23 protein-coding genes are annotated in these 25048 nt (G+C 62.7%); 13 read left to right on the plus strand and 10 right to left on the minus strand.

Annotation, left to right across the window (positions count from 1 at the left end):
* The coding region (locus PQ627_RS16095; protein WP_274262506.1) for a DUF222 domain-containing protein at positions 1-1032 on the minus strand (1032 nt) is incomplete at its 3' end.
* 172 nt (positions 1033-1204) lie between these two features.
* Entirely contained in the window at positions 1205-1837 is a 633-nt protein-coding gene (locus tag PQ627_RS16100; RefSeq protein WP_274262507.1) for an SACE_7040 family transcriptional regulator, read from the minus strand.
* Positions 1838-1977: 140 nt separating this feature from the next.
* Here PQ627_RS16100 and PQ627_RS16105 point away from each other — a divergent pair, with 140 nt between their 5' ends.
* From PQ627_RS16105 to PQ627_RS16135, 7 genes are read left to right on the plus strand one after another with little or no spacing between them, the layout of a single operon-like run.
* Positions 1978-3588, plus strand: coding sequence for a carboxyl transferase domain-containing protein (locus PQ627_RS16105; protein WP_274262508.1), 1611 nt, complete (start codon positions 1978-1980; stop codon positions 3586-3588).
* Between the two features lie 2 nt (positions 3589-3590).
* Entirely contained in the window at positions 3591-5756 is a 2166-nt protein-coding gene (locus PQ627_RS16110) for an ATP-binding protein (protein ID WP_274262509.1), read from the plus strand.
* Complete coding sequence (locus PQ627_RS16115) at positions 5753-6934, plus strand: acyl-CoA dehydrogenase family protein (protein WP_274262510.1); 1182 nt, start codon at positions 5753-5755, stop codon at positions 6932-6934. The genes PQ627_RS16110 and PQ627_RS16115 overlap by 4 nt, the downstream gene beginning before the upstream one ends.
* 38 nt (positions 6935-6972) lie before the next feature.
* Positions 6973-7758: a CoA transferase subunit A gene (locus PQ627_RS16120; protein WP_274262511.1), complete on the plus strand. Its 786-nt coding sequence runs from the start codon at positions 6973-6975 to the stop codon at positions 7756-7758.
* Positions 7755-8507: a CoA transferase subunit B gene (locus PQ627_RS16125; RefSeq protein ID WP_274262512.1), complete on the plus strand. Its 753-nt coding sequence runs from the start codon at positions 7755-7757 to the stop codon at positions 8505-8507. The genes PQ627_RS16120 and PQ627_RS16125 overlap by 4 nt, the downstream gene beginning before the upstream one ends.
* Complete coding sequence (locus PQ627_RS16130) at positions 8504-9001, plus strand: MaoC family dehydratase (RefSeq protein ID WP_144662991.1); 498 nt, start codon at positions 8504-8506, stop codon at positions 8999-9001. The genes PQ627_RS16125 and PQ627_RS16130 overlap by 4 nt, the downstream gene beginning before the upstream one ends.
* A gap of 20 nt (positions 9002-9021) precedes the next feature.
* Entirely contained in the window at positions 9022-9864 is an 843-nt protein-coding gene (locus PQ627_RS16135; protein ID WP_144662992.1) for an HpcH/HpaI aldolase/citrate lyase family protein, read from the plus strand.
* Between the two features lie 58 nt (positions 9865-9922).
* Here the strand turns inward: PQ627_RS16135 and PQ627_RS16140 are convergent, their stop codons facing one another.
* Genes PQ627_RS16140 through PQ627_RS16170 form a run of 7 tightly spaced genes read right to left on the minus strand, consistent with a single transcriptional unit; the run spans position 9923 to position 17141 of the window.
* Entirely contained in the window at positions 9923-11044 is a 1122-nt protein-coding gene (locus PQ627_RS16140) for a Gfo/Idh/MocA family protein (RefSeq protein ID WP_274262513.1), read from the minus strand.
* On the minus strand, positions 11029-11730 hold the full coding sequence (locus PQ627_RS16145; RefSeq protein ID WP_144662994.1) for a ThuA domain-containing protein: 702 nt from the start codon (positions 11728-11730) through the stop codon (positions 11029-11031). Before PQ627_RS16145 ends, PQ627_RS16140 begins: the two co-directional genes overlap by 16 nt.
* Positions 11731-11777: 47 nt before the next feature.
* Positions 11778-12782 (minus strand): sugar phosphate isomerase/epimerase family protein, encoded by a 1005-nt coding sequence (locus PQ627_RS16150; RefSeq protein WP_274262514.1) that lies wholly within the window; start codon positions 12780-12782, stop codon positions 11778-11780.
* The gene (locus PQ627_RS16155) at positions 12779-13966 is read right to left on the minus strand and encodes a Gfo/Idh/MocA family protein (RefSeq protein WP_274262515.1); all 1188 of its coding nucleotides are present in this window, start codon (positions 13964-13966) and stop codon (positions 12779-12781) included. Before PQ627_RS16155 ends, PQ627_RS16150 begins: the two co-directional genes overlap by 4 nt.
* Positions 13967-13979: 13 nt before the next feature.
* Entirely contained in the window at positions 13980-14885 is a 906-nt protein-coding gene (locus PQ627_RS16160) for a carbohydrate ABC transporter permease (protein WP_144662997.1), read from the minus strand.
* Between the two features lies 1 nt (position 14886).
* Positions 14887-15816 carry a carbohydrate ABC transporter permease gene (locus PQ627_RS16165; RefSeq protein ID WP_144662998.1) on the minus strand — a complete coding sequence of 310 codons (930 nt, stop codon included), beginning with the start codon at positions 15814-15816 and terminating at the stop codon, positions 14887-14889.
* Positions 15813-17141 carry an extracellular solute-binding protein gene (locus tag PQ627_RS16170; RefSeq protein ID WP_144662999.1) on the minus strand — a complete coding sequence of 443 codons (1329 nt, stop codon included), beginning with the start codon at positions 17139-17141 and terminating at the stop codon, positions 15813-15815. The genes PQ627_RS16165 and PQ627_RS16170 overlap by 4 nt, the downstream gene beginning before the upstream one ends.
* Positions 17142-17380: 239 nt before the next feature.
* Here PQ627_RS16170 and PQ627_RS16175 point away from each other — a divergent pair, with 239 nt between their 5' ends.
* Positions 17381-18445: a LacI family DNA-binding transcriptional regulator gene (locus tag PQ627_RS16175; RefSeq protein ID WP_144663000.1), complete on the plus strand. Its 1065-nt coding sequence runs from the start codon at positions 17381-17383 to the stop codon at positions 18443-18445.
* A 15-nt stretch (positions 18446-18460) separates the two neighbouring features.
* On the opposite strand, the gene PQ627_RS16180 is transcribed toward PQ627_RS16175, so the two are convergent.
* Positions 18461-19921 carry a lipase maturation factor family protein gene (locus tag PQ627_RS16180; protein ID WP_274262516.1) on the minus strand — a complete coding sequence of 487 codons (1461 nt, stop codon included), beginning with the start codon at positions 19919-19921 and terminating at the stop codon, positions 18461-18463.
* A 100-nt stretch (positions 19922-20021) separates the two neighbouring features.
* On the opposite strand from PQ627_RS16180, the gene dxr reads away from it, so the two are divergent.
* The 5 genes from dxr to PQ627_RS16205 all read left to right on the plus strand — a co-directional run bounded on the left by dxr (position 20022) and on the right by PQ627_RS16205 (position 24986).
* A complete protein-coding gene (gene dxr, locus PQ627_RS16185; protein WP_274262517.1) occupies positions 20022-21209 on the plus strand; it encodes a 1-deoxy-D-xylulose-5-phosphate reductoisomerase in 1188 nt (395 codons plus the stop codon).
* Between the two features lie 34 nt (positions 21210-21243).
* Positions 21244-22575: a M50 family metallopeptidase gene (locus tag PQ627_RS16190; RefSeq protein ID WP_274262518.1), complete on the plus strand. Its 1332-nt coding sequence runs from the start codon at positions 21244-21246 to the stop codon at positions 22573-22575.
* 61 nt (positions 22576-22636) lie between these two features.
* On the plus strand, positions 22637-22930 hold the full coding sequence (locus tag PQ627_RS16195; RefSeq protein WP_144663004.1) for a YciI family protein: 294 nt from the start codon (positions 22637-22639) through the stop codon (positions 22928-22930).
* Between the two features lie 48 nt (positions 22931-22978).
* Positions 22979-24145, plus strand: a complete 1167-nt coding sequence (gene ispG, locus PQ627_RS16200; RefSeq protein ID WP_144663005.1) for a flavodoxin-dependent (E)-4-hydroxy-3-methylbut-2-enyl-diphosphate synthase — start codon at positions 22979-22981, stop codon at positions 24143-24145.
* Positions 24108-24986, plus strand: coding sequence for a GNAT family N-acetyltransferase (locus PQ627_RS16205; RefSeq protein ID WP_274262586.1), 879 nt, complete (start codon positions 24108-24110; stop codon positions 24984-24986). Before ispG ends, PQ627_RS16205 begins: the two co-directional genes overlap by 38 nt.
* Positions 24987-25048 lie beyond the last annotated feature (62 nt).

Below are 25048 nucleotides of genomic sequence, written 5' to 3' on the forward strand. Positions count from 1 at the left end.
ACCGTGGTTGGCCTCGGGGGCAGTGTCTGGGTCTGCGGTGCCGGTGCTGGTGTTGGTGTTGGTGTCTGGTTTTGTGGTGTCGGCCCCTGTGGTGGTGAGTCGGGGGTTGGTGGCGGTGTTCATGGCGGTGGTGAGGGTTTCGTATTGTTCGGTGGTGGCGAAGATTTCGAGGTGGTGGAGTCCGTAGCGGTGTCGGCGGCGCAGGAACGCGCCTTGGGTGTGGCGGAGGGCTTCTTCGGAGGGTTCGGGGCCGTCTTGGTCGATGCGGTCGGTCCAGCGTCGGGTCATGGTGGTGAGGAAGTCGGGGTCGGACTGGGTGGCGGTGCGGGTCAGGGCGTGTTCCATCCGGGTGATGGTGTCCTGGTCGGTGAGGTGTTGGATCTTGTCCAGGGCCGTGGCGATGATCGTGGCGGACCGGGACGGTATCTGGGCCGCGGCAAGGGCTTGGGCGAGGTGTTCGCGCCGTGCCGGGACCTGTTGGCCGGTTATGCCCTCCCCGGGCAGGGCATCTGCGGCCAGTGATAACCGGCGGCGGGCTTCGCTGATGCCGATCCGCAACCGTGCCCGCAGGAACTCCGCAGCGTTCCGGTACCCATCATCAAGGACACTGCCCGCACTAGCGCCGGCACTAGGACTAGTGCCCGCCCCAGCACCAGTCGCGCCCCCATTTGCTGCAGGCTCGGTCCACCCTGTCCGCCACTCCGGCCCGCCCGATCCCTGCACCTGCAACCGCGCCTGGTTCCGGGTCCGTTCCACGGCCTGGGCCGCGATGATCTGAACGTACTCAAGGACCCGTGAGATCTCCTCGACCCTGCCCGCGAAATCCGCCGCCTCCACGAACCCGAACAACCGGGCATCCGCCACAGCAGCACCCCGCAAACCGGCCAACGCCTCCACCGCATCATCAAGGAAAGCGCCCACCTCCAGGACCGAGCCCACGTCCAGGGCCGCAGGACTGGGTTTGGCACCTGGACCCGGTCGACGCGTGGTGTCTTCCAGGGAAGGGAAGGACTGGTGGGGCGCGTCGGGCACGTTGGTCTGACTTCTAAACACCCGCCCGCTTGTTCCCATACCAAAAGCCTGTCACCGCCCGGCAACAGTTATCAGTCCCCGACCTCCCTATGTGGAAAACCCGCAAAATATCTTGAGCGCAGGGATTAGATGGCACGGAAGTACCCAGCCCATCCCGGGGCCCCCACGTCAGTCATTCCGATGTCAGCGCCGCATACGCCATCTGCTCAAGGATCGGCCGGGCTGACTTCGCTGCGATCTTCCTCCCATGCTGGCGCACCGAGTGCGGTGTCGAGTTGATCAGGCCGAAGGCGGCGTGTGCCCGGACACGGAGTCCGGAGGGATCTTCCCCGTCGTGGATGCGCGACAGGACATCAACCCAGGTCTCCACATAACTGCGCTGCAGCGACCTCACTTCTGCTTGGTCGGTGGCGCTGAGGCTGCTGAAGTCCCTGTCCTGAACGCGGATGACATCGGGATTGCTCAAGGCAAAGTCCACATGGAACTGGATAAGGCCTTTCAGGGCGGACAGGGGATCGCCGGACTCGGACACTACGCGCAATCCGCCGGCCAGCAAGTCACGGCTGACGCTGAGGAGCAGTTCGCCGAGCACCGCCTGTTTGCCTGGAAAGTGACGGTATACGGCCGGGCCGCTGACACCGGCGGCAGCCCCTAGATCCTCCAGGGACACCCGGCTGAATCCGTTGTCGGCGAAGAGGCCTGCAGCAGCCGACAACAGCGCCAACCGGCGAAGCTCTTTTGCTTGGCTCCGTTGCGTGGTGGTGGCGCGGGGGTTCTCGGTGTTTGCTTCCGGGCCTGCTGTCACGTTGTCCTCCTTGGTGCTGATGCCGGCGACTGGGCCATGGGCCTGTTGTGCTGGACATCACAGTTAATACAGACTAACCTAAATTTCAGTTACGTGGCACTAACCGAAATGGCTTGTGGCCGGGAATGGAACAGGGGTCGATGGAGACAATTGCCAGCCTTAGGGGAGCCGCGACGGCCACCTTCGAGGCCAACGAACGGGCGCAACTGGCTCTGGTGGAGGAATTGAGGGGCCGATTGGCGGAAGCGGCCCTGGGCGGACCCGCGAAGTCCCGCGAGAGGCATCTCGCGCGGGGCAAGCTTCTGCCCAGGGAGCGCATAGATTTCCTCTTGGACGAAGGCAGTCCTTTCCTTGAGATCGCACCACTGGCCGCCAACGGCATGTACAACGACGATTCACCAGGTGCCGGCGTGATCGCAGGCATCGGGCTGGTGCACGGACGCCATGTCCTCGTCATCTCAAATGACGCCACGGTCAAGGGCGGCACTTACTATCCCATGACCGTGAAAAAGCATCTCCGTGCCCAGGAAATCGCTATGGAAAACAGACTGCCGTGCATCTACCTGGTGGATTCCGGGGGAGCGTTCCTGCCCAAGCAGGATGAGGTTTTCCCCGACAAGGAGCACTTCGGGCGGATCTTCTACAATCAGGCCCGGATGTCGGCGGCCAAGATTCCGCAGATCGCCTCCGTGATGGGTTCATGCACTGCCGGTGGGGCCTATGTGCCGGCCATGAGCGATGAAACCGTCATCGTACGGAACCAGGGCACCATCTTCCTGGGCGGTCCGCCGTTGGTTAAAGCCGCCATCGGGGAGATCGTCACGGCAGAGGAACTCGGAGGAGGTGACGTGCACTCGCGCATCTCCGGAGTCACCGACCACCTGGCCGAGAACGATCAACACGCGCTGGAAATCGTCCGTGACATCGTGGCGACATTGCCAAAGCCGGCGCAGCCAGCCTGGGAAACGCTCGACGCCGTCCTGCCGCCCGCCGTCGAGCCTTCAGAGCTTTACGGCGTGGTTCCGGTGGACGTCAACGCCCAATACGACGTCCGCGAAGTGATTGCGAGGATCGTCGACGGGTCGGAATTCCATGAATTCAAAAAGAACTACGGCACCACCTTGGTGACCGGATTCGCCCACCTGCACGGCCACCCCGTGGGCATTGTTGCCAACAACGGCGTCCTTTTCAGTGAATCGTCGCTTAAGGGCGCGCATTTCATCGAGCTGTGTGACCAGCGCGGCATCCCCCTGATTTTCCTGCAGAACCTGTCCGGATTCATGGTCGGCAAGGACTACGAACAAGGCGGTATCGCAAAGAACGGCGCCAAGATGGTGACCGCTGTAGCCACGGCCAGGGTGCCCAAATTGACGGTGGTCATTGGTGGGTCGTTCGGTGCCGGCAACTACTCCATGTGCGGCCGGGCCTACTCGCCACGCTTCCTGTGGATGTGGCCCGCGGCCCGCATCTCCGTCATGGGCGGAAACCAGGCTTCGAGCGTCCTCGCCACGGTCAAACGGGACCAGTACGAGGCAGCCGGTGAGGAATGGTCGGCCGAAGACGAGGAAGCTTTCAAGGCTCCCATCAAGCAGCAGTACGAAGACCAGGGAAGCCCGTATTACTCCACTGCCCGGCTGTGGGACGACGGCATCATTGACCCGGGCGACACCCGAAGGGTCCTCGGAATGGCCCTTGATGTCGTCTCCCGCCAACAACTGCCCGAGACCTCCTTCGGCCTCTTCAGGATGTAGCCATGACAACGCCAACAACCAGCACCGTGCCCCGTACCGTGGCGAAACCCTTCAGTGCCGTCCTTGTGGCCAATCGTGGGGAGATTGCTTGCCGGGTGATCCGCACGCTCAAAGACATGGGTATCCGCTCCGTGGCGGTCTACTCGGATGCGGATAAAGAAGCCAAGCACGTGGCGCTCGCCGATACCGCAGTCGCGATCGGCGGCACGGCGCCCTCGGAAAGCTACCTGAAGATCGACGCCATCATCGAGGCCTGCCGTCGCAGCGGCGCGCAGGCAGTACACCCCGGCTATGGCTTCCTCTCCGAAAACGTGGAGTTCGCAAAGGCCCTCGATGCCGCGGGAATCACCTTCATTGGCCCGGGCATCGGCGCCATCGAAGTCATGGGCGACAAAATCCGTTCCAAGAACCACGTGATGGCCTACGACGTCCCGTGTGTGCCCGGAATTGCCCGGCCCGGCCTCACCGACCAGCAACTGATCGAGGCAGCTCCCGACGTCGGCTTCCCGTTGCTCATCAAGCCATCGGCAGGTGGTGGCGGTAAAGGCATGCATGTGGTCGAACGCCTCGAGGACATGGCTTCCATCCTGCAGACAGCCCGGCGCGTGGCTGCCTCGGCATTCGGGGATGACACGCTTTTCCTGGAGCGTCTTATCCGGACTCCCCGCCACATCGAGGTCCAGGTGCTCGCCGACAACCATGGCAACGTCATCCACCTTGGCGAGCGGGAATGCTCCCTCCAACGCAGGCACCAAAAGGTTATCGAGGAAGCCCCGTCAGCCCTTTTTGAGTCCATGCCCGACGGCGCCGTTCAGCGGGCGCGGATCGGCGAGGCTGCCTGCAATGCGGCACGCTCCGTCAACTACAGTGGCGCAGGAACCGTGGAGTTCCTGGTCTCGGATGAGAACCCCGACGAGTTTTTCTTCATGGAGATGAACACTCGGCTACAGGTCGAACACCCGGTCACCGAGATGGTCACCGGGATCGATCTTGTCGAATGGCAAGTCAGGATCGCCGCCGGTGAGGTGCTCACCGTTGCGCAGTCCGACGTCGAACTGAAGGGCCACGCGGTCGAGGCGCGCGTCTACGCGGAAGTACCCGAGCGGAACTTCATGCCCTCCATGGGCCGCGTCGTGGCGCTGGCCGAACACGGGGCCGGCGATCCCGGCGTGACGGGGGTGCAGCAGGGCCAGGCAAATGTCCGCATTGATTCGGCCATGCGGGAGGGACTGGATATCACCGGCGATTACGATCCCATGCTCGCGAAGGTCATTTCCTGGGGCGATGATCGCGCCGCCGCGTTGGATACCCTCGACGCCGCGCTTGGACAGTACACCCTGCTCGGTGTCGACACGAACGTGGAGTACCTGAGGCTGCTCATCAACGACCCCGAGGTCCGCGAAGGCCACCTCGACACCGGCCTCATCGAGCGGAAGCTGGCGTCCATGGAGTTCAGGCATCCCGGACACCGGGAACTGACCGCAGCCGCCCTCGCTCTCTGGCTTCAGCGCACTGGCTCGTCGTCGGCGGGCGACGCATGGAGCGCACCGGACGCTTGGCGTGTCGGGGCTCCCGGAGCGTGGACGGCCGCTTTCGGCCTTCCCGGCGGTACGGCCGCGACCGTGTCCATAACGGAGCGCCAGGGTGTCTTGACCGTGACCGTCGACGGCGGAACACCGGCCGACGTCCGCCTCGCCGGCAGGACCCCGGACACCATCGCCATGGAGTTCGACGGCGCCCCGGTCACCTACGCGGTAGGCGTCGCTCCCGGTGAGCGCGGCGGAATCCGTGAGATTTTCCTGGGAAACAACGGGTGGTCCTGCCGCTTGGAGGTCCTGGACCGGGCAGAACGCCTGCGCAGGATGCTGGCCGGTATCCATCGGGTGGAGGGAGCGGCCGATCCCGAAGTGCGCTCGCCGATGCCTGGAACTGTGGTCTCGGTCTCCGTCAAGGATGGAGATCTCGTGGAGGAAGGCCAGGTCCTCCTGGCTGTGGAAGCCATGAAGATGGAACACCAGTTGCAGGCATCGGTCGCGGGCCGGGTCCACCTGACCAGCACAACAGGCGACTTGGTCAAAGCCGACCAGGTGCTCGCCACCATTCACGTAGCCGGAGCCGCTGAAGAACCGGCGGCCGGAAACCCCACAGACAAGGACGTCCAACCATGAGCACCTCCGACCTGAACAGCACTTTCGGACTCACCGAGGAATACCAGGATCTCAGCGATTCCGTGCGTGAGTTTGCCGATGAAGTAGTGGCCCCCGTATCCGCCAAGCACGATGAAGAGCACAGCTTTCCCTATGAGGTGGTGAAGCAGATGGGGGAGATGGGCCTCTTTGGCCTGCCTTTCCCGGAGGAGTACGGCGGCATGGGCGGAGACTATTTCGCCTTGGCCCTCGCCCTTGAGCAACTTGGCCGGGTGGACCAGTCGGTGGCCATCACCCTGGAAGCGGGGGTCTCGCTGGGGGCTATGCCCGTATACCGGTTCGGCACCGAGGCCCAGAAGGAGCAGTGGCTCCCCCAACTGGCATCCGGCCGCTCCTTGGCGGGTTTCGGACTGACCGAGCGGGAGGCCGGCTCCGACGCCGGGGGCACCAAGACCCAGGCCCGCCTGGAAAACGGCGAGTGGATCATCAACGGCAACAAGGAGTTCATTACCAACTCCGGTACGGACATCACCACCTTGGTCACGGTAACGGCAGTAACAGGCCACAAAGAGAGCGCCGATGGCAGCACCCGGAAGGAAATTTCCACCATCCTGGTACCCACGGACACGCCCGGCTTCACTGCCGAAAAGCCCTATAACAAGGTCGGCTGGAACGCCTCAGACACCCACCCCTTGACCCTGGACGACGTCCGGGTTCCTGAAGCAAACCTCTTGGGCCAGCGTGGTCGTGGCTATGCCAACTTCCTCTCAATCCTGGACGAGGGCCGAATTGCGATCGCAGCCCTGGCCACTGGTGCCGCCCAAGGCTGCGTCGATCTGTCGGTGAAGTACGCCAAGGAACGCAGTGCTTTCGGACAGAACATCGGCAAGTACCAGGCCATCCAGTTCAAGATCGCCCGCATGCAGGCGAGGGCCCATACAGCGCGTCTTGCCTATTACGATGCGGCCTCCAGGATGCTGGCGGGCAAGCCGTTCAAGACCGAAGCGGCCATCGCTAAGATGGTCGCAGGCGAGGCAGCCATGGACAACGCGCGGGACGCCACCCAGGTGTTCGGCGGCTATGGCTTCATCAACGAATTCACGGTGGCACGCCATTACCGCGACTCCAAGATCCTTGAAGTCGGGGAGGGCACCACCGAGGTCCAGTTGATGCTGATCGCCCGCGAACTGGGTCTGTAACCTCACGTTGTATCGGCAGTGGCAGGGAAGGATCAAGGATGATTGACAAGGTTGTTGCCAGCGCCGCGGAAGCGGTGAAGGACATTCCGGACGGTGCGTCCTTGGCTGTGGGCGGTTTCGGCCTTTGCGGGATTCCGGTCTCGCTCATCGAGGCCCTGCACCGGCAAGGAACCACCGACCTGGAAACGGTGAGCAACAACTGTGGCGTCGACGATTGGGGCCTTGGCATCCTCCTCAAGGACGGGCGTATCCGCCGCACCATCAGCTCCTACGTCGGCGAGAACAAGGAGTTTGCCAGGCAATACCTGGCCGGGGAACTGGAAGTGGTCCTCACGCCGCAGGGCACGCTGGCCGAAAAGCTGCGTGCCGGCGGCGCCGGTATCCCAGCGTTCTACACGAAGGCAGGTGTGGGAACGCAGGTGTCCGAGGGAGGCCTTCCGCAAAAGTACGACGCCGATGGAACCGTTGCGATCGCATCGGCACCTAAAGAGGTCCGGACGTTCAACGACGGCGACTACGTGCTCGAAGAGTCCCTGACCCCGGATTTCGGTTTGGTGCATGCCTGGAAGGGTGACCGCCACGGCAACCTGGTTTTCCATGCGACAGCGATGAACTTCAATCCTCTGTGCGCCATGGCGGCCCGGCTGACCATTGCCGAGGTCGAGGAACTCGTGGAGCCGGGCGAACTGGATCCGGAGCACATCCACACTCCCGGAATCTTCGTCCAGAGGGTGGTGCTGGCCGGGAATGGCGAGAAACGGATCGAAAAACGCACGGTGGCGTTGACACCGACGACCAGCGGGCAGACGGGAGCGCGAGGATGACCGACAACAGTTACCACGACATCCCGCCCCGCCCCGAAGCCGTGCGGCACGAATACCGGCGGGCCGACGTCGACCATCACGAGGCCAAAGGCTGGACCCGCAGCGAACTGGCGGCCCGCGTCGCCCGGGAACTGGTCAACGGCCAGTATGTGAACCTCGGTATCGGGATGCCTACGCTCATCCCGAATTACATTCCGGACGATGTGGAGGTAATCCTCCACTCCGAGAATGGAATCCTGGGCGTCGGCCCGTATCCTGCCGAGGACAAGATTGACCCGGACCTTATCAACGCCGGCAAAGAGACCGTCACCACGAACCCGGGTGCTGCCTTCTTCGACTCTGCGGCCTCGTTCGGCATGATCCGCGGCGGACATGTCGATGTGGCAGTCCTCGGCGCCATGGAGGTGGCAGCGAACGGCGACCTCGCCAACTGGATGGTCCCCGGCAAAATGGTCAAGGGCATGGGAGGTGCCATGGACCTCGTGTTCGGTGCCAAGAAGGTCATTGTCATGATGGAACACGTGGACCGGAACGGCAGGCCGAAGATTGTCCAGGACTGCACGCTTCCGCTCACCGGAAAGGGATGTGTGGACCGGATCATTACCGACCTGGCGGTGATCGACGTCGTCAAGGACGAAGGCGACCCGCGGCTGGTGCTGCGCGAACTGGCACCGAACGTCACCCTCGACGATGTCTTGGCGGCTACGGGTGCCGAGCTGTTCGAAGAGGACCAGGAGCTCACTGTATGACGCGGGTCGTGGAACAGCGGGGCCTCTATTTCGACGAACTTGAAGAAGGCGTGATTTACGCCCACAGGCCGGGCCGCACGGTGACGGAGACGGACAATGTCCTCTTCACCACCATGACCATGAACACCCAGGCACTTCATCTGGACGCGGCGTGGAGCTCCACCCAACCGTTTGGGCAGCGGCTCATGAATTCGATGTTCACCTTATCCACTGTGGTGGGTCAGTCAGTCACCCAGTTGACCCAGGGCACCATCATCGCCCAGTTGGGGCTGACGGATGTCACCTTTCCGCACCCGCTGTATCACGGAGATACGCTGTACACGGAAACGGTGGTCACTGGAAAGCGTTTGTCTTCGTCCCGGCCCGGTCAGGGTGTTGTCACCATGCAGCACACCGGCCGCAACCAGGACGGAACAGTGGTGGCACTGGCCACGCGAACCTGCCTGATGTGGACCAAGGAAGCGCACGCGGCAACCGTTTCGGAACATCAGTAGGCCCAGCAGCGAGGAAATCCATGCACTCTCCCTTCACCATGGGCCCAGCCCTTCTCTTCTGCCCCGCCGACCGTCCGGAGCGGTACTCGAAGGCCGCGGACCGCTCGGATGCGGTCATCCTGGACTTCGAGGACGCCGTCGCTCCCGCAGACAAGGAGCGCGCCCGTGATGCTGTCCTGGAACAGGCCGGAGCTGAAGGATTGGACCCGAGCCGTACCATCGTCCGGGTAAATCCCGTGGGTACTCCCGAATTCGACCTCGATCTTCGGGCCTTGGAGAAGACACCGTACCGGACCGTCATGCTGGCCAAAGCCGAGAGCGCGGAGCAGCTGCGGGCTTTGGCGGGGTTCAGTGTGATCGCACTCTGCGAAACAGCAGCCGGGATTGTCAATGCATCCGCGATCGCCGCCGAACCGAATGTTTCAGCCCTGATGTGGGGTGCGGAGGACCTGCTGGCGTCGCTGGGCGGGCTCTCCAGCAGGAACGACGACGGCGGGTACCGGGCCGTCGCCCTGCACGCGCGGTCCGCTGTGCTGCTTGCCGCCAAAGCCGCAGGCAAGGAAGCCATCGACGCGGTGTACGTGAACATTCCCGACCTCGACGGGCTCAAGGAAGAGTCCCGCGATTCCGTGGCCAGCGGTTTCGGAGCCAAGGCGTGCATCCACCCGAACCAGGTCGCCGTGGTCCGGGAAGCCTATGCGCCCGCCCCCGAAGCCATTGCCCACGCCACGGAACTCCTGGAAGCAGCTGCTTCGGCGGGCACAGGCGTCTTCCAGTTCAAGGGCAAGATGATTGACGGGCCCATCCTGAAGCATGCGGAGGCCACACTCCGCAGGGCCGGCCACCCGCGAGTTGGCAGTTAATGACAATGTTTCCCCACAACATTGTCATTAACTGCCAACTCGGCGGGAGTTTGAGGACCTAGGCGTGGACCGCCGTCGCGAGTTCCGTGAGTTCCACTGCGGCGGGCCGCGACGTGGTGCTCTTGATAGCCACGGCGTGCCCGCTCTTGGCTGATGCCAGTACCGATTCCATGACTTCCAGCGCGTGGAAGGCCAGCTGGCCACCGGCCCGCGGCTCTTGCCCTGCAGGTGTCGCTGCGAGGTCGGCGATGCCGAAGCCGCGTCCTGAATCTTTGTAGCCTGCGGAGACCGGCAGGGTTTCCCAGTCCTCGGAGCCGAGGGCAAAGAGCTGGACATCCCCATCAAAATGGTTGGGATCCGGTACGATCAACGAACCCTTTTCGCCGTGGATCTCGATGTTTGGACTCTTGGTCTTCACGGCGTCGAAACTCATGAAGAGCGTGGAGAGCGCGCCGGAGGCATGGACCAGGACACCAGTGACGTGTGAGTCGATGTCGACCGGCACGGTTTGCCCTTCGCGTGGCCCTGAGCCAATCGTGCGTTCGGAGCGTGTATGGCTCGCGGCGCCCACGACTGATACGACCGGTCCCAGCAAGGTGACCAAGGCCGAGACGTAGTAAGGCCCCATGTCCAGGAGTGGACCACCGCCGGGCTGGTAGTAGAAGTCGGGGTTCGGGTGCCAGCGCTCATGTCCCGGGGTTGCCATGGTGGCTGTTGCCGATACCGGCGCCCCGATCAATCCGTCGTCGATCGCCTTCCTGGCTGTCTGGATGCCTGTGCCCAGCACAGTATCGGGTGCGCAGCCAACCACTACGCCTGCCGCGGCCGCCGCCTCCAGTACTTTCTTGGCCTCTTCCGTAGTAGCGGCGAGCGGTTTTTCGCCGTAGACGGATTTGCCGGCGGCGATCGCCTTGAGTGCAATCTCCGCATGGGCAGCCGGAATAGTCAGGTTGAGTACCAGTTCAACGTCGTCCGCGGCCAGGAGTTCGTCGACGCCCAAGGCCCGAACACCCTCATAGGAGTCGGCTACCGCTTGTGCCCGTGCGGGATCCAGGTCTGCCACGGCCACCAGGTTCACCGAATCCAGTCGTCGGAAGTTGGCCAGGTACTGGGCGATGATGGCGCCGCAGCCAATGATGCCCACATTGAGCGGCTTGGCGGGGATCAGCGGGATGCCCACAGCATGCCCCTTTCGATGATGGTGCGCACATTGTTGTCTTGGAGGATCTCCACCCGGTGGCCGGGGGTGCAGACAAAGATCTTGCCCTTGCCCCATTGGCGGGTCCAGATTGCCGGTGAGGTCACTTCGCGGTGCCACGGATCCCACTCACGTACCTTTTGGGTAGTGGTGGCCAGGACATCGATGTAATCGTCGCTCAGAACCCAGTACTGCTCCGTGACCAGGTCAAAGTCGCCGATTCCCTGCGTAATGGGGTGCTCGGCGGCAGCAGGCAGCATGTTCACGGTGTAGGGAACATAGTTGTCCGACTGTTCGCCAGTCTGCTCGTCCACGTGCTTGCCCGGGTGGCAGGCGAACTGTCCGCCGACCAGGTGGAGGTAGTCGGAAGTGTTGCGGTAGGAATCGGCGATGCCGCCGTGCCAGCCCGCAAGCCCCGTGCCGTTCTCGACGGCGGTCCGCAAACCTTGGAACTCATCCTTTTCGATGGTGGACATGGTCATGCACTGCACTATCAGATCCACCCCTGCCATGTACTCGGCATCTGCGTAGATCTTGGGGGATTCCTCGACGCGGACGTCATAGCCGTTTTCCCGCAAATACGGGATGAAGAGCTCGGTGGCCTCAATGGGCTGGTGTCCATCCCAGCCGCCGCGGACCACCAACGCGGTCTTGTTATTGCTTGTCATGGTTTCCTTCGTGTCGGGGCGTTGTCGTTCGAGTCGGGTTGGAGTGTTCAGCGTGTTGCAAAAGCCGCGTCAAAGGCAGCGGCCGGGGGACGGATGGCGGCCAGTTCACGGACCATTCGAAGAGCCTGGGGAGCTCCCACCAGCCGGTCCATGCCGGCATCCTCCCACTCGATGCTGGTCGGTCCGTCGTATCCAACGGCGTTGAGGGTGCGGAAAATCGGTTCCCAGTTCACGTCGCCGTGCCCGGCAGTGACGAAGTCCCAACCGCGGCGGGGATCGGCCCACGGCAGGTGCGAACCGAGGCGCCCGTTCCGTCCATTGAGTTGCCGGACGGATTCCTTGACGTGGACGTGGAAGATCTTTTCGGCGAAGTCCTGCAGGAACATCACCGGGTCCAGGTCCTGCCAGATGAAGTGCGACGGGTCGAAGTTCAGGCCGAAACTATCGCGCGGCCCTATGGCTTCGAGGGTGCGCTTGGCCGTCCAGTAGTCGTAGGCGATCTCTGACGGGTGGACCTCCAAGGCAAAACGGACGCCGACTTCGTCAAAGACATCCAAAATCGGGTTCCATCGTTCGGCGAAGTCCTGGTAGCCGCGCTCGATCATGGCCTCCGAAGCGGGTGGGAACATGGCCACGCACTTCCAGATGGATGAGCCGGTGAATCCGGTGACTGTCTTGACCCCCAGCTTCGCCGCCGCGCGGGCAGTGGTTTTCATCGCCTCCGCCGCACGTTGGCGCACGCCTTCGGGATCGCCGTCGCCCCAGACCTCGGGGGAGAGGATGTCCCGGTGCCGCTCGTCGATGGGGTCATCGCAGACCGCCTGGCCCGTTAGGTGGTTGGCGATGGCGTGGACCTTGAGGTGATGCTTGTCCAGGATGTCCAGCTTGCTCTGAAGGTAGGCGTCGTCCTCCACCACACGCTGGGGATCCAAGTGGTCGCCCCAGCAGGCGATTTCCAGGCCGTCAAAGCCCCATTCGCCTGCGAGCCGCGCCACTTCTTCGAAGGGCAGGTCGGCCCACTGGCCGGTGAAGAGGGTGATGGGTCGGGTCATGATGGTTCCTTTTCGACGTTTTCCCAGCGGCTGGAGTTGTTTGCACTGGTCTCGACGGCGGCCAGTACTTTTTGCACTTGCAACGCATCAGCGAACGACGGCGTGGGCTGCTCGCCTGCGCCGATGGCATTGACGAGATCCACCACCTGGTGCGTGAATCCGTGCTCGTAGCCAAGGCCATGTCCTGTCGGCCACCAGTTGGCGGTATAGGGATGGGAGGGTTCCGTGACCATGATCTTCCGGAAGCCGGCGTCCGGTTCCAGTGCGGAATCGTAGAACTGGAGCGAGTTCATATCCTCAAAGTCGAACGCCAGAGAACCCTTGGTCCCGTTGAGCTCAAGGCGCATCGCATTCTTGCGTCCGAGAGCAAAGCGGGTGGCTTCGAAGATTCCAACAGCGCCGGTCCCAAAACGTGCCGTGAACAGCGCTGCATCATCCACGGTGACTGGGCCACGGGGTCCGTCAGAACCGCCGTGTCCGCCGAGCCCCACGAAATCCCCACCGATCGGGCGTTCCTTCACGAACGTCTCCAGCAGCGCTGAGACACCGGTGATGTTCAGTCCTGTGATCCACTGTGCGGCATCGATGCTGTGTGCGCCGATGTCGCCTAGTGAGCCCGAGCCGGACTTGGATTTGTCCAGCCGCCAGGTCAGGGGAGCATCGGCGTCGCTGAGCCAGTCCTGAAGGTACTGGGCACGGACGTGGCGGATCTCGCCCAGCCGGCCTTCTTCCACCATTCGTTTCGCAAGGGCCAGGGCAGGGGTACGACGGTAGCTGAAGCCGCACATGGACAGGACTCCGCGCTCGGCCGCTGACTTGGCAACGGCTGTCATCTTGGCGGCCTCCTCCACGGAGTTGGCCAACGGCTTCTCGCACAGCACATGCTTGCCTGCTTCCAGGGCAGCGATGGCAATTTCCGCGTGCGTGTTGCCCGGTGTGCAGATGTCGATCAGGTCGATGTCGTCACGCTCGATCAACCGCCGCCAGTCAGTTTCAGTGGATGCCCAGCCGTTTTTCGCGGCCGCTGCCTTGACACCGTCCGGGTTCCGGCCGGCCACGGCAGTGAGCTCGGGTGCCAGTGGCAAATCAAAGAAGCGTGGTGCCGTGCGCCAGGCGTGGGAGTGCGCGGCGCCCATGAACGCGTAGCCCACCATTCCGACGCGAAGTGGTTTTGCTTGTGTCACAGCAGAGACCTTTCTACTTGCTGAAGCCGGCTGTCAGGCCGCTCACCAGCTGGCGGCGTCCAAGAACGTAAATCACCAGGATGGGCAGCGTGCTCAGTACCACTGAGGCAAGGACAGCAGGGATATTGACGCTGAACTCGCCCTGGAAGGTCCACAACCCCAAGGGCAGGACGCGCAGCCCAGGGCTTTGGGTGAGCACCAGCGGGAGGAGGAAGCCGTTCCAGACGTGAAGGCCGTTGTAGATCGCCACCGTTACGATCGCCGGCTTGGTCAGTGGAAGGGCCAAACGCCACATGGTCTGCCACTCGGTGCAGCCGTCCAGGCGCATCGATTCGAAGAGTTCGTTCGGGACGTCGCGGATGAAGTTGGACAGGATCAGGACCGTCAGCGGTATGGCGAACGCAATGGACGGAAGCATGATGGCCAAGAGGCTGTCGTAGAGGTTCAGGCGGATGATCATGAGGTAGATCGGAATGATCGTTGCCTGCAGCGGAATTGCCAGGCCCATGAGGAACAGGCCGTTCACGAACTTCAGGTATCTACCGTGTCCACGCACGATCGCGAAGGCGGCCATGAAGGCAATCAGGACCGTTGGGACCACGGAGCCCAGCGTCACGATGACACTGTTCATGAAGTAGGTGGAGAAGTTGGCCTCAAGGACCATTTGGTAATTCTCCAGCGTAGGAGCCGTCGGCGGGGCCAGCGGATTCTGACCGAAGTATCCCTCGGAAGTCTTCAGGCTGGTGATGACGATGTAATAGACGGGAATGATGATGATGGCGAGCCATATCCAGCCACCGAGGCCGCCGGGGATATTGAGCCGCCTGATCCGTGTGCCGAGGCCTTGCTTGGACCTTGCAGGTTGGGCAGCTGACGCGCGCGTTCCAGGTTTCGAATCACTCTTGAGGACAGTACTCACGTTACATACCTTCCAATTGGCTGCCCTGTTTGTCCTTGCCCCCGAGGCGTTGGAGGAACAAAGCCAGCGCCAGGCCTATGACGACGAGTATCACCGCGATGACGCTGGCAGGACCCATGAGATTGGCCCGGAAGCCGCGCAAATACATGTCCAGGGCCAGGATGCGGGTGGAGTTTCCCGGACCGCCGCCCGTGAGGACAAAGATGAGGTCGAAGTAGGTCAGCGACCCAACGACCATCAGCGTTGAGGACGTGATGATGGTGTATTTCAGCTGCGGGAGGGTGATGTGGAAGAACTGCTTAATGGTTCCCGCGCCGTCGATCTGGGCCGCTTCGTAGAGCGACTTGGGGATTTGTCGGACGCCACCTTGGTAGATCAGCGTGTGGAATGGCACGAACTGCCACGCAATCACGAAAATGACCAAGGAAAGGGCGAGCTGGGGGACGCCCAACCAGTCCTGGGCGAGGAACGGAAGGCCCAAGCCCATGGCCAGTCCGAAGTTCGGGTCGAGAAGGGCCTTGTAGGCGATGGCGACAGCAGCCGAGGAGAGCAGCAGCGGCAGGAAGTACAGCACGGCCAGGACTGCCCTGTAACGCTGGGTTCCAGCGGTGAAGACGCCCAGCAAGAGGCTGATGGGAGTCTGGACGAGCCAGGAAACGATCATGATCATGAACGTCAGGCCCAGGGAGTTGTAGAGCTCGGGGTCGGACAACACCGACGTCCAGTTCTCCATTCCCGCGGCGCCGATCGCGCCGATCCCGTCCCAGTTGGCAAAACTCAGGATCAGCACCCCGGCCAGGGGTACGACTGCGAAGACGACGAAGAAGAACAGAGCCGGAACGGTCAGCCAGGGAAGCGCAGACTTACGCTCGGCCGGTCCCTGGGTCCTCTGCCTGCTTGAGGGAGCCCGGTGCGAAGTTATTGCGCTCATTTGCCCAGGGTTGCATTCATGTTCTCGGCAAACTGCTGCGGCGTGATCGACTTCAGGAAGAGCTGGTCAATGTTGTTCAGCAGGGCTTCGGCGGCCGTCGGGCTGAGGGCCTGGTCCCACGACTGCTGGAAGCTGGGGGCGTCCTTGCCCAAGGCATAAACGAAATTCAGGAAGTCCTTGTCCGGTGAGGAAGCCAGCTTGTCTTCAATGCCGTTGACGATCGGAACCGAGCCGGAGTTGATGTATGCATCGATGACGGTGTCGGTCATGATGCCATCCTTGAAGAACTTCTTCGCGGTCTCCTTCTCCTTGTCCGTGGCCTTGGAGGAGATCGACATGTACTGGGCCGGGTTGCCGACACCATTCTTGGGGTCGCCCTTGCCGCCGGCGACGGTGGGGAAGTTGACGAAGCCGAGTTTGCCGTTCTGGACGAAGTTCTGCCCGTCCTTCTTCATGGCACCGTAGGTCCAGGAACCCTGCAGCATCATGGCTGCCTTGCCCGTGAAGAGCAATGCTTGGTCGGCCTTGGAATCTGCAGTGATGGAAGAGAAGCCCTTGATGAAGCCGTCCGCGGAAACCAGCTCCTGGATCTTGGTGCCCGTCTCGATGACGGCCGGATCCATCCAGGCGTTGGGCTTTCCCTCGAAGATTGCGTTGAAAACTTCGGGTCCGCCGATGCGGTCCAGAAGGTATTCAAGCCACATCATGGAGGTCCACCGGGACTGCCCGCCCAAGGACAAGGGGGCGACGCCCATGTCGTTGAAGGTCTTTACCAGGGACATCAGCTCGTCCCAGGTCTTGGGCGGCTGGACTCCGGCTTTGTCGAAGAGTTCTTTGTTGTAGAACAGGACGATCGGTGCGACGTACTGGTTGGGAAGGGCATAGATCTTGCCGTTGACCGTTGCTGCCCCGAAGGATGCGGGGAAGAACTTCTTTTTGAGGTCCGGGTTGGAGTCGAACCAGCTGGTCAGGTCTTCCACCTGGTTGGCCTCGGCGTAGGTCTTCAAGCCACCGCCACCCCAGCCGTAGATGATGGTGGGAGCTTGCCCCGCGCCGATGGCGGTCTTGATCTTGGTCTTGAACGCATCGTTCTGGAAGTACGTTACGGCAATCTTGTCATTGGGGTTCGCCGACCCGAAGGCGTCCACGGCTTTCTGGATGGTGGTCTGGTTTGGCTCACCCGAAAGGAACCACATGCTTGCTCCGCCTCCGCTGGCACCACCACCTGGACCGGACGTGCCGCAGGCGCTCGTTGCCATGACGGCGAAGGGAGTAACAGCCGCGAGGGCCAGGAAGGAACGCCGGGTTGATTGGAACTGCTTCATTGCTTCTCCAGGGGTAGTCGCATCATCGAGCAAGCCTTGGTGCTTACTGCCGAGAAAGAGTGACAGGCTTCGAAATTTCTCGAAATATTTCGAGACCATGATTTAGGTCACGGTCTAAACTAAAGCCTCTGTTACGGTCCGTCAAGAGTGTTGTCGCGGCAGTTTGGTCAGCGTTTGCGTAACGCTTGGAACCCATCCATACTGAATTGCACATCGAAAGATTTCGAAAGTTGGGGACCATGGTTCGAGAAGTCCGTCCGCCCAAGTTGACCTTGGCCGCCGTCGCCAAGGAAGTGGGCGTTTCAGCCCCGACGGTATCCAAGGTGGTCAACGGCCGGCAGGATGTCGCTGAGGAAACCAGGAACCGCGTTCTCGCCGCATTGCAGAGGACCGGCTACAGGTCCCCGCTCCAACGGAAGAGCCCTCCCGCGCAGCAGGCTGTTGAGGTGGTCTTCGACTCCCTCAACTCCGCCTATTCCGTGGAAGTGCTGAACGGAATCCTCGAGCAGGCCGCGGCCTCGGACATGGAGGTCATCCTCTCTGTCACCAGCCGGCAAACGGGCTCGCCGTTGGGCCCGGAAGAGCGCGCCCAGCGCTTGCTCGACGAAGGCCGCAGCGGCATGATCGTCGTTACGTCAGCTTTTGGTTCGGGGCAACTGGAGGCGTTCCAGCGTCGCCGGATACCGGTTGTGGTGGTCGACCCGCTCAACCCGCCGCCGGGAGACGTATTCAGTGTTGGAGCCAGCAACTGGGCCGGCGGAAAGGCCGCAGCTACGCACTTGCTTGACCTTGGACACCGCCGCATCGCCTATATCGGGGGTCCGGCCGGTGCCGAGTGCAGCCAAGCCCGCTTGCACGGGTACATGGCCGCGCTGATGGCGGTGGGGGTACCTGTCGTGGAGGAGTACATTTCAGCAGGCCCCTTCCGGTCCACGAACGGAGTTGCTGCAATGAAGTCACTCCTGGCCTTGGAGGAACCGCCCACGGCAATCTTCGCGGGCAGCGACAGCATCGCCCTTGGCGTGCTGGCTGAGGCCAGGCGGCAGAACATCCGGATCCCCGAGGACATGAGCCTTGTCGGCTTCGATGGCACGCCGCAAGCGGAAGAGTCGCTCCCGCCGCTGACCTCTGTGTCCCAACCTCTGCAGGACATGGGCCGGTCGGCGCTCAACTTCATCCTCCGCCAGAGGAGCGGCGAGGAAATCGACTCCCGCCGGGTCGAACTGGCCACGCACCTGGTTGTCCGCGAGTCCACCGCGGCCCCGCGCGGGCTGGGCACTTCACCGGCAAAAGTGGGCAGTTAAAGGGCTAGTGGGTCGCTACGCAGAGTGTCGCCGACCAGGGCGGAGCCCCAGCGGTGGAATGGCTTCGTAGAGCAGCACCCGCACCCAGCGATCGCCGGTTTCGCGGAACTCGGCCCGGGTGGCGAAGCGGTACAGGTAGCTGCGCGCCCGCACCCAACGGGGGCGCTCGCCGTCGAACGGGTCATGGCGAAGCAGCCCAAGCGTTGGCGCGTCCGCCTCCAGCAGTTTGTTGAGGAAAGCGTAAAACCAATCCTCGTGCACGGTCCGCAGCGGCAGGAACCACATCATCCAATCCAGCCGCAGATGGTATGGCGCCCATTGCCGGGGCAGGCGGCGAACGTCGCCGGGCTTGCCCTTGAAGCCGTATTCCTGCCAGTTGTCATCGGGAGCGTCCGGCTCCACGTCCATGGTCCCTTCCACCACGATCTCGATGCGCTGTTTGGTGACGGTCCCGAACGCTCCATAGGCGTTGACCAGGCGCCACCGGTTGAAACTGGCGTTCATGAGCTGCTGGCGTGAAAAGAGGTTCAGGAGCGGTCGATAACTCAGGACCAGCAGCAAGCCGGTCACCAGGACGACGACGGCGAGCCACCACACCGGGGTTTGGGCGCCCGGGTGCCACTCAAGCGGGATGAGCGGGAAGACCGCGTGGGCAACGGGGTCGCTTACGGCGGCGAAAGCCAGCACGATTGCCGCCCAGTTCAGCCACGCGAAGTTCCCGGATGCCACGAGCCACAGTTGCGTGACAATGATGATCCCTGCGGCGATGCTGGCCAGCGGCTGCGGCGCAAAGAGGAAGAACGGCACCACCAGCTGTGCAAAGTGGTTGCCCACCACTTCAACCTTGTGCAGCGATCGGGGCAGAAGGTGGGCCTGCCTGCTGAGCGGGCCGGGCATTGGCTGGGTCTCGTGGTGGTAGAACATCGCCGTCATGTCCCGCCACTCCCTTCCGCCACGGATCTTGATCATGCCCGCGCCGAACTCCAGCCGGAACACCAGCCAGGTGATCAGGACCAGGATGGGGGTCGGCGGTGGCGTTTGGTCCGAGCCAAGGAAAGCCACGACAAATCCGGTCTCGAGAAGCAGGATCTCCCAACCGAACCCATAGAACGTCTGGCCGACGTTGACGATCGACATGTAAAGAATCCACAGGGCAAGAAAGGCCAGCATCGGCAGCCACGGAGGACCTGCTTGCGGGACGCCGATCAACAACAGTGCTGCCACGGCGATTCCCACCCAGCACACCGCCCTAAGCATGGCATCGGAGTAGAAGCGGCGGAAGAGCGTGGGCCTGCCCATCCGTCGGGCAACATCCAGGAAATCCGGAACGGGCAACAGTCCCCGCTCGCCCAACAGGGCAGGGAATTGGTTCAACGTTGACAGAAAGGCCACGGCATAGAGTGCCGCCGTGCCGCGCTGCAGCACTTGCCGGGCGAATTCGTGGTCCCACGCATCAAACCAGGACAGCCATTCCACAATTCCACGGTACGCAGGGGAGTCCCGCGGTCAAGCCAAGCGGCCTTCCGTCCGGGCGAACCCGTTCGCCGCTGCCGGTGCCGGCTGGGATACTTAAGCCATGCAGCCGCGCAAGATCGTCATCCTCGGGTCCACAGGTTCCATCGGCACACAGGCGATTGACGTCGTCGACGCAGCCCCGCACCGTTTCGAGGTTGTGGCGCTGAGCGCCGGCGGAGGAAACCTGGACCTCCTGGCGAAGCAGGCGGTCCACACCCGGGTCCAGGCAGTGGGCATTGCGCAGGGTGATCCTGCCCTCCTGCAGCGACTGATCGAGGCCGCCGCGGCTGAAGCGGGCCTGAAGAACTTCGCCCCTGACATCTTTGCCGGCCCCGAGGCCTCCACAAAAATAGCTGCCATCGAGTGCGATGTTGTCCTCAACGGCATCACCGGCTCCATCGGACTTGCCCCCACGCTCGCTGCGCTCGGCACCGGAGCGACTCTTGCCCTTGCCAACAAGGAATCGCTGATCGTTGGTGGTGCCTTGGTCAAAGCCGCAGCGCGTCCGGGCCAGATCGTTCCAGTGGACTCAGAGCATTCCGCGATCGCCCAATGCCTTCGGTCCGGGACAGGCCAGGAAGTGGAGAAGCTCATCCTGACAGCTTCCGGGGGTCCCTTCCGCGGCCGCACCCGCGAAGAGCTCCATCATGTCACCCCGCAGGAGGCGTTGGCCCACCCCACTTGGGACATGGGGCTCATGGTGACCACCAACTCAGCCAGCCTGGTCAACAAGGGCCTGGAAGTGATCGAAGCCCACCTGCTTTTCGATGTGCCCTTGGACCGGATCGATGTGGTGGTCCATCCCCAGTCCGTGGTCCATTCGATGGTCCAGTTCGTGGATGGATCCATCATCGCCCAAGCCTCGCCGCCGGACATGCGCCTTCCCATCGCCCTTGGATTGGCGTGGCCGGACCGGGTTCCGCGCGCTGCGAAGGCCTGCGATTGGACGCAGGCCACAAGCTGGACGTTCGAACCGTTGGACGCGGTGGCCTTTCCCGCCGTCGACCTCGCCAAGGACGCTGCCAAGCAGGGCAGCACCTTCCCGGCTGTGTTCAACGCGGCCAATGAAGAAGCCGTAGAAGCCTTCCATGCGGGCCGCATCCGCTTCACCGACATCGTGGATACGGTCGAATCCGTCCTCAGCGAACATTCAGGTTCCTCTGAGCTGACTGTGGAGTCCGTGCTGGATGCTGAGAAGTGGGCACGAGCCCGAACCCACGATCGTTTAGCTTCAAGCAGCGCCCTGTAGCCCCCAAACCCCTTACGGAAGCAGTCCCACCGGCATGAGTCCCGTCCTTCTCTTCATTCTTGGAGTCATCTTCGTCGCAATCGGCGTTGCTGTCTCCATTGCGCTGCACGAGGTAGGCCACCTGGTGCCGGCGAAACTCTTCAAGGTGCGCGTCACCAAGTACATGATCGGTTTCGGGCCCACGCTCTGGTCCAAGAAGAAGGGCGAAACGGAGTACGGCTTCAAGGCGCTGCCCTTGGGTGGCTACGTTTCCATGATCGGCATGTACCCGCCCAACAGGGACGACGGCGGCGTCCGCCCTTCCAGCACGGGCATGTTCCAGACGCTCGCCACCGAGGCGCGCTCCGTGGCCCATGAAGAGGTGGGACCCGGCGATGAAGGACGGGTCTTCTACAAGCTGCCCGTGTGGAAGAAAATCATCATCATGCTTGGCGGGCCGGCCATGAACATGATCATTGGCTTGGTCCTGCTGGCAGTTCTCCTCATGGGCTTCGGCGTTGCCAAAGCGACCACCACCATCGCCGATGTTTCCAAGTGCCAGGTAGCGGTGGGGGAAACCGTCGACCCCGACTCTGCCGACTGCAAGCTCACTCCGGCGGCGGCGGCGGGCCTCCAGCCCAATGACACCGTCACCTCCTTTGATGGCAAGCCCGTCACCAACTGGGACGAGCTGACCGGCTGGATCCGGGCCTCCGCCGGCAGGGAAGTCCCCATCACCGTGGAACGGAACGGCGCGTCCGTCGAGACGACAGTGACACCTGTACTCTCATCGCGCCCTGTCATCGGGTCCGATGGCCGGCAGGCCCAGGACGCCAACGGCGTATTGCAGTACCAGGAAGTCGGCTTCCTGGGCATCGGCGCGCAAAGCGCCCTGGTGCCCCAACCGGCGTCGGCCGTTCTCCCCATGGCGGGAGAGAACATCAAGCAGATTTCCGGTGTGATCTTCAACCTTCCCGCAAGGGTGGTTGGGGTTGCCAAGGCAGCCTTCAGCGAAGAGCCACGGGATCCCAACGGACCCATCAGCGTGGTGGGCGTAGGCCGGGTAGCCGGTGAAGTAGCAGCCATGGAGCAGGTACCCCTGCAGACCAGGATCGGAACCCTGATCGGGCTGCTGGCGGGGCTGAACTTCGCCCTGGCCATCTTCAACCTCATCCCGCTCCTGCCGCTCGACGGCGGCCATGTGGCCGGTGCGCTCTACGAAGGAGTACGACGCCGGGTGGCCAAGTTGCGTGGCAAGCCGGACCCCGGAGCCTTCGACATTGCCAAGCTCTTGCCCGTGACCTACGTCGTGGCGGCGCTGCTGCTTGGCATGAGCGTCCTGCTGATATACGCGGACATCGTCAAGCCCGTGAACATCTTCGGTTGAGCCATGACTATTCATGCCACTGTGAACATTTCCTGCCGGGCAAGGGGGATAGGCTAGCACCATGACTGTTTTCGCTGTTGAGTATGTATACGTCGCCGATTCCGACGCCCTCCGCGACGAAGCCCGCCCAGCACACCGTGCCTGGCTCGCCGAACTGGCAGAGGACAACAAGCTGCTCGCCAGCGGCCCGTACGGCGACGGTGCTGGTGCGCTGCTGATCTTCAAGTCCTCTGAAGAAGCAGAACTCAATGACCTCCTCAAGCAGGATCCATTCGCCGAAGCCGGAGTTATCGCCGGCATCCGCACCACGGAATGGTCCCCCATCATTGGCGTCCTGGCAGCCCACGCTTCCTAGCCCGGGCTACCTCCACCACAACGATCCACCCCAACCCAAGGAGTCCACGTGACCTCGGTCAGCCTGGGAATGCCAGCAGCCCCACCCCCCGTCCTTGCCCCGCGACGCAAAACGCGGCAAATCAAGGTCGGTTCCGTTGGCGTTGGCTCTGACTCGCCCATCAGCGTTCAGTCGATGACCACGACGCCCACCACCGATATCAACGCCACCCTCCAGCAGATTGCCGAACTTACTGCGTCCGGCTGCGACATTGTGCGCGTTGCCTGCCCCTCCGCTGACGATGCCGAAGCGTTGCCCATCATCGCCCGGAAGTCCCAGATCCCCGTGATCGCCGACATCCACTTCCAGCCCAAGTACGTCTTCGCCGCCATCGAAGCAGGATGTGCCGCCGTACGGGTGAACCCCGGCAACATCCGCAAATTCGATGACCAGGTGAAGGAAATCGCCGCCGCTGCCCGCGACCACGGCACCTCCATCCGCATTGGTGTCAACGCGGGTTCCCTTGAGCCGGGCATCTTGAAGAAGTACGGCAAGGCCACTCCCGAGGCACTCGTTGAGTCCGCTGTCTGGGAGGCGTCACTGTTCGAAGAGCACGGCTTCCACGATTTCAAGATCTCGGTCAAGCACAACGACCCCGTGGTCATGGTGGCTGCCTACGAGATGCTGGCAGAGAAGGGCGACTGGCCACTCCACCTGGGCGTGACCGAAGCCGGACCGGCCTTCCAGGGAACCATCAAGTCGGCCACGGCCTTCGGTGCGCTTCTTTCCCGCGGCATCGGCGACACCATCCGCGTTTCCCTCTCCGCCCCGCCGGTGGAGGAGATCAAGGTGGGCAACCAGATCCTGCAGTCCTTGAACCTGCGCCCCCGCAAGCTTGAGATTGTGTCCTGCCCGTCCTGCGGCCGTGCCCAGGTGGACGTTTACACGCTTGCGGAGCAGGTGACTGCCGGTCTGGAAGGGATGGAGATCCCGCTGCGCGTTGCGGTCATGGGCTGCGTCGTCAACGGACCGGGCGAAGCACGCGAAGCGGACCTTGGCGTGGCCTCCGGAAACGGCAAGGGCCAGATTTTCGTGAAGGGCGAAGTCATTAAGACTGTGCCGGAGAGCGAAATTGTTGAGACACTGATCGAAGAGGCCATGCGTATCGCTGAAGAGATGGGGGAGGCCGATGGCGAAGATGCTGTCAAGGGTAGCCCCGTGGTTAGCGTCTCGTAACGAGAACGGCTTAGGGGTCAGGGTGCTCGGCGGCGCCGACACCCTGGCCCTTCGCGCGCTCGCAAACGAGGACGCGGTGGCCAACGTCTTCATCCTGGCCCACCTCGAAAGCACTGGAACCGCGGCGCCTACCAGTGGCGGCGCCAGCGTGTACGGAGTCTTCGACGGCGACACCCTCCTGGGTGCGTGCTGGGCCGGAGCCAATCTGGTCCCCGTCCAACTGGATCCCGGGCTTGCCGGTTACGTGGCCAACGCGGCCCATCACAACGGGCGCCGGTACGCTTCGATTTTCGGACCCGCCGAAACCGTGCTGGCCTTGTATTCCCGCTTTGAGCAGTTGGGCCATCTTGCCCACGAGGTCCGCGCCGAGCAACCACTTCTTTCCATTTCCGGCGGCCCCGTCATCACCGCCAATCCTGACCTGACCTTTGGCTCGATGGCGGATTTCGACAGGATCCTGCCTGCCTGCGCCGCCATGTTCGAGGAAGAAGTTGGCTACTCGCCCTTCCTGGGTGGCCAGGAGTTCTACAGCAAACGGGTCGCCGGCCTCATAAGGCAAGGCCATTCGCTGGTTCATATCGACGCTGCAGGAACGGTTGTCTTCAAGGCCGATCTTGGGGCTGTCACCAAGGAAGTCACCCAGGTCCAGGGCGTGTGGATGAATCCGGAGCTGCGTGGTCGCGGCCAAAGCGCCGGTTACATGGCCGCCGTCGTCAATCTCTCAAGGTCGTTTGCCCCGGTGACGAGCCTGTACGTCAACGACTACAACACCAAAGCCCGTGCCACCTACGAGCGCGTGGGTTTTGAACAGGTTGGCACGTTCGCGACGGTCCTGTTTTAGGGCTGGAGTCCGCTGCTTGTAGTCTTATCGCGGATGGCGCATGCCACCGCATCACTCAAAAC

Source organism: Paenarthrobacter sp. AB444 (genome assembly GCF_028736865.1).
Lineage (GTDB): Bacteria > Actinomycetota > Actinomycetes > Actinomycetales > Micrococcaceae > Arthrobacter > Arthrobacter nicotinovorans_B.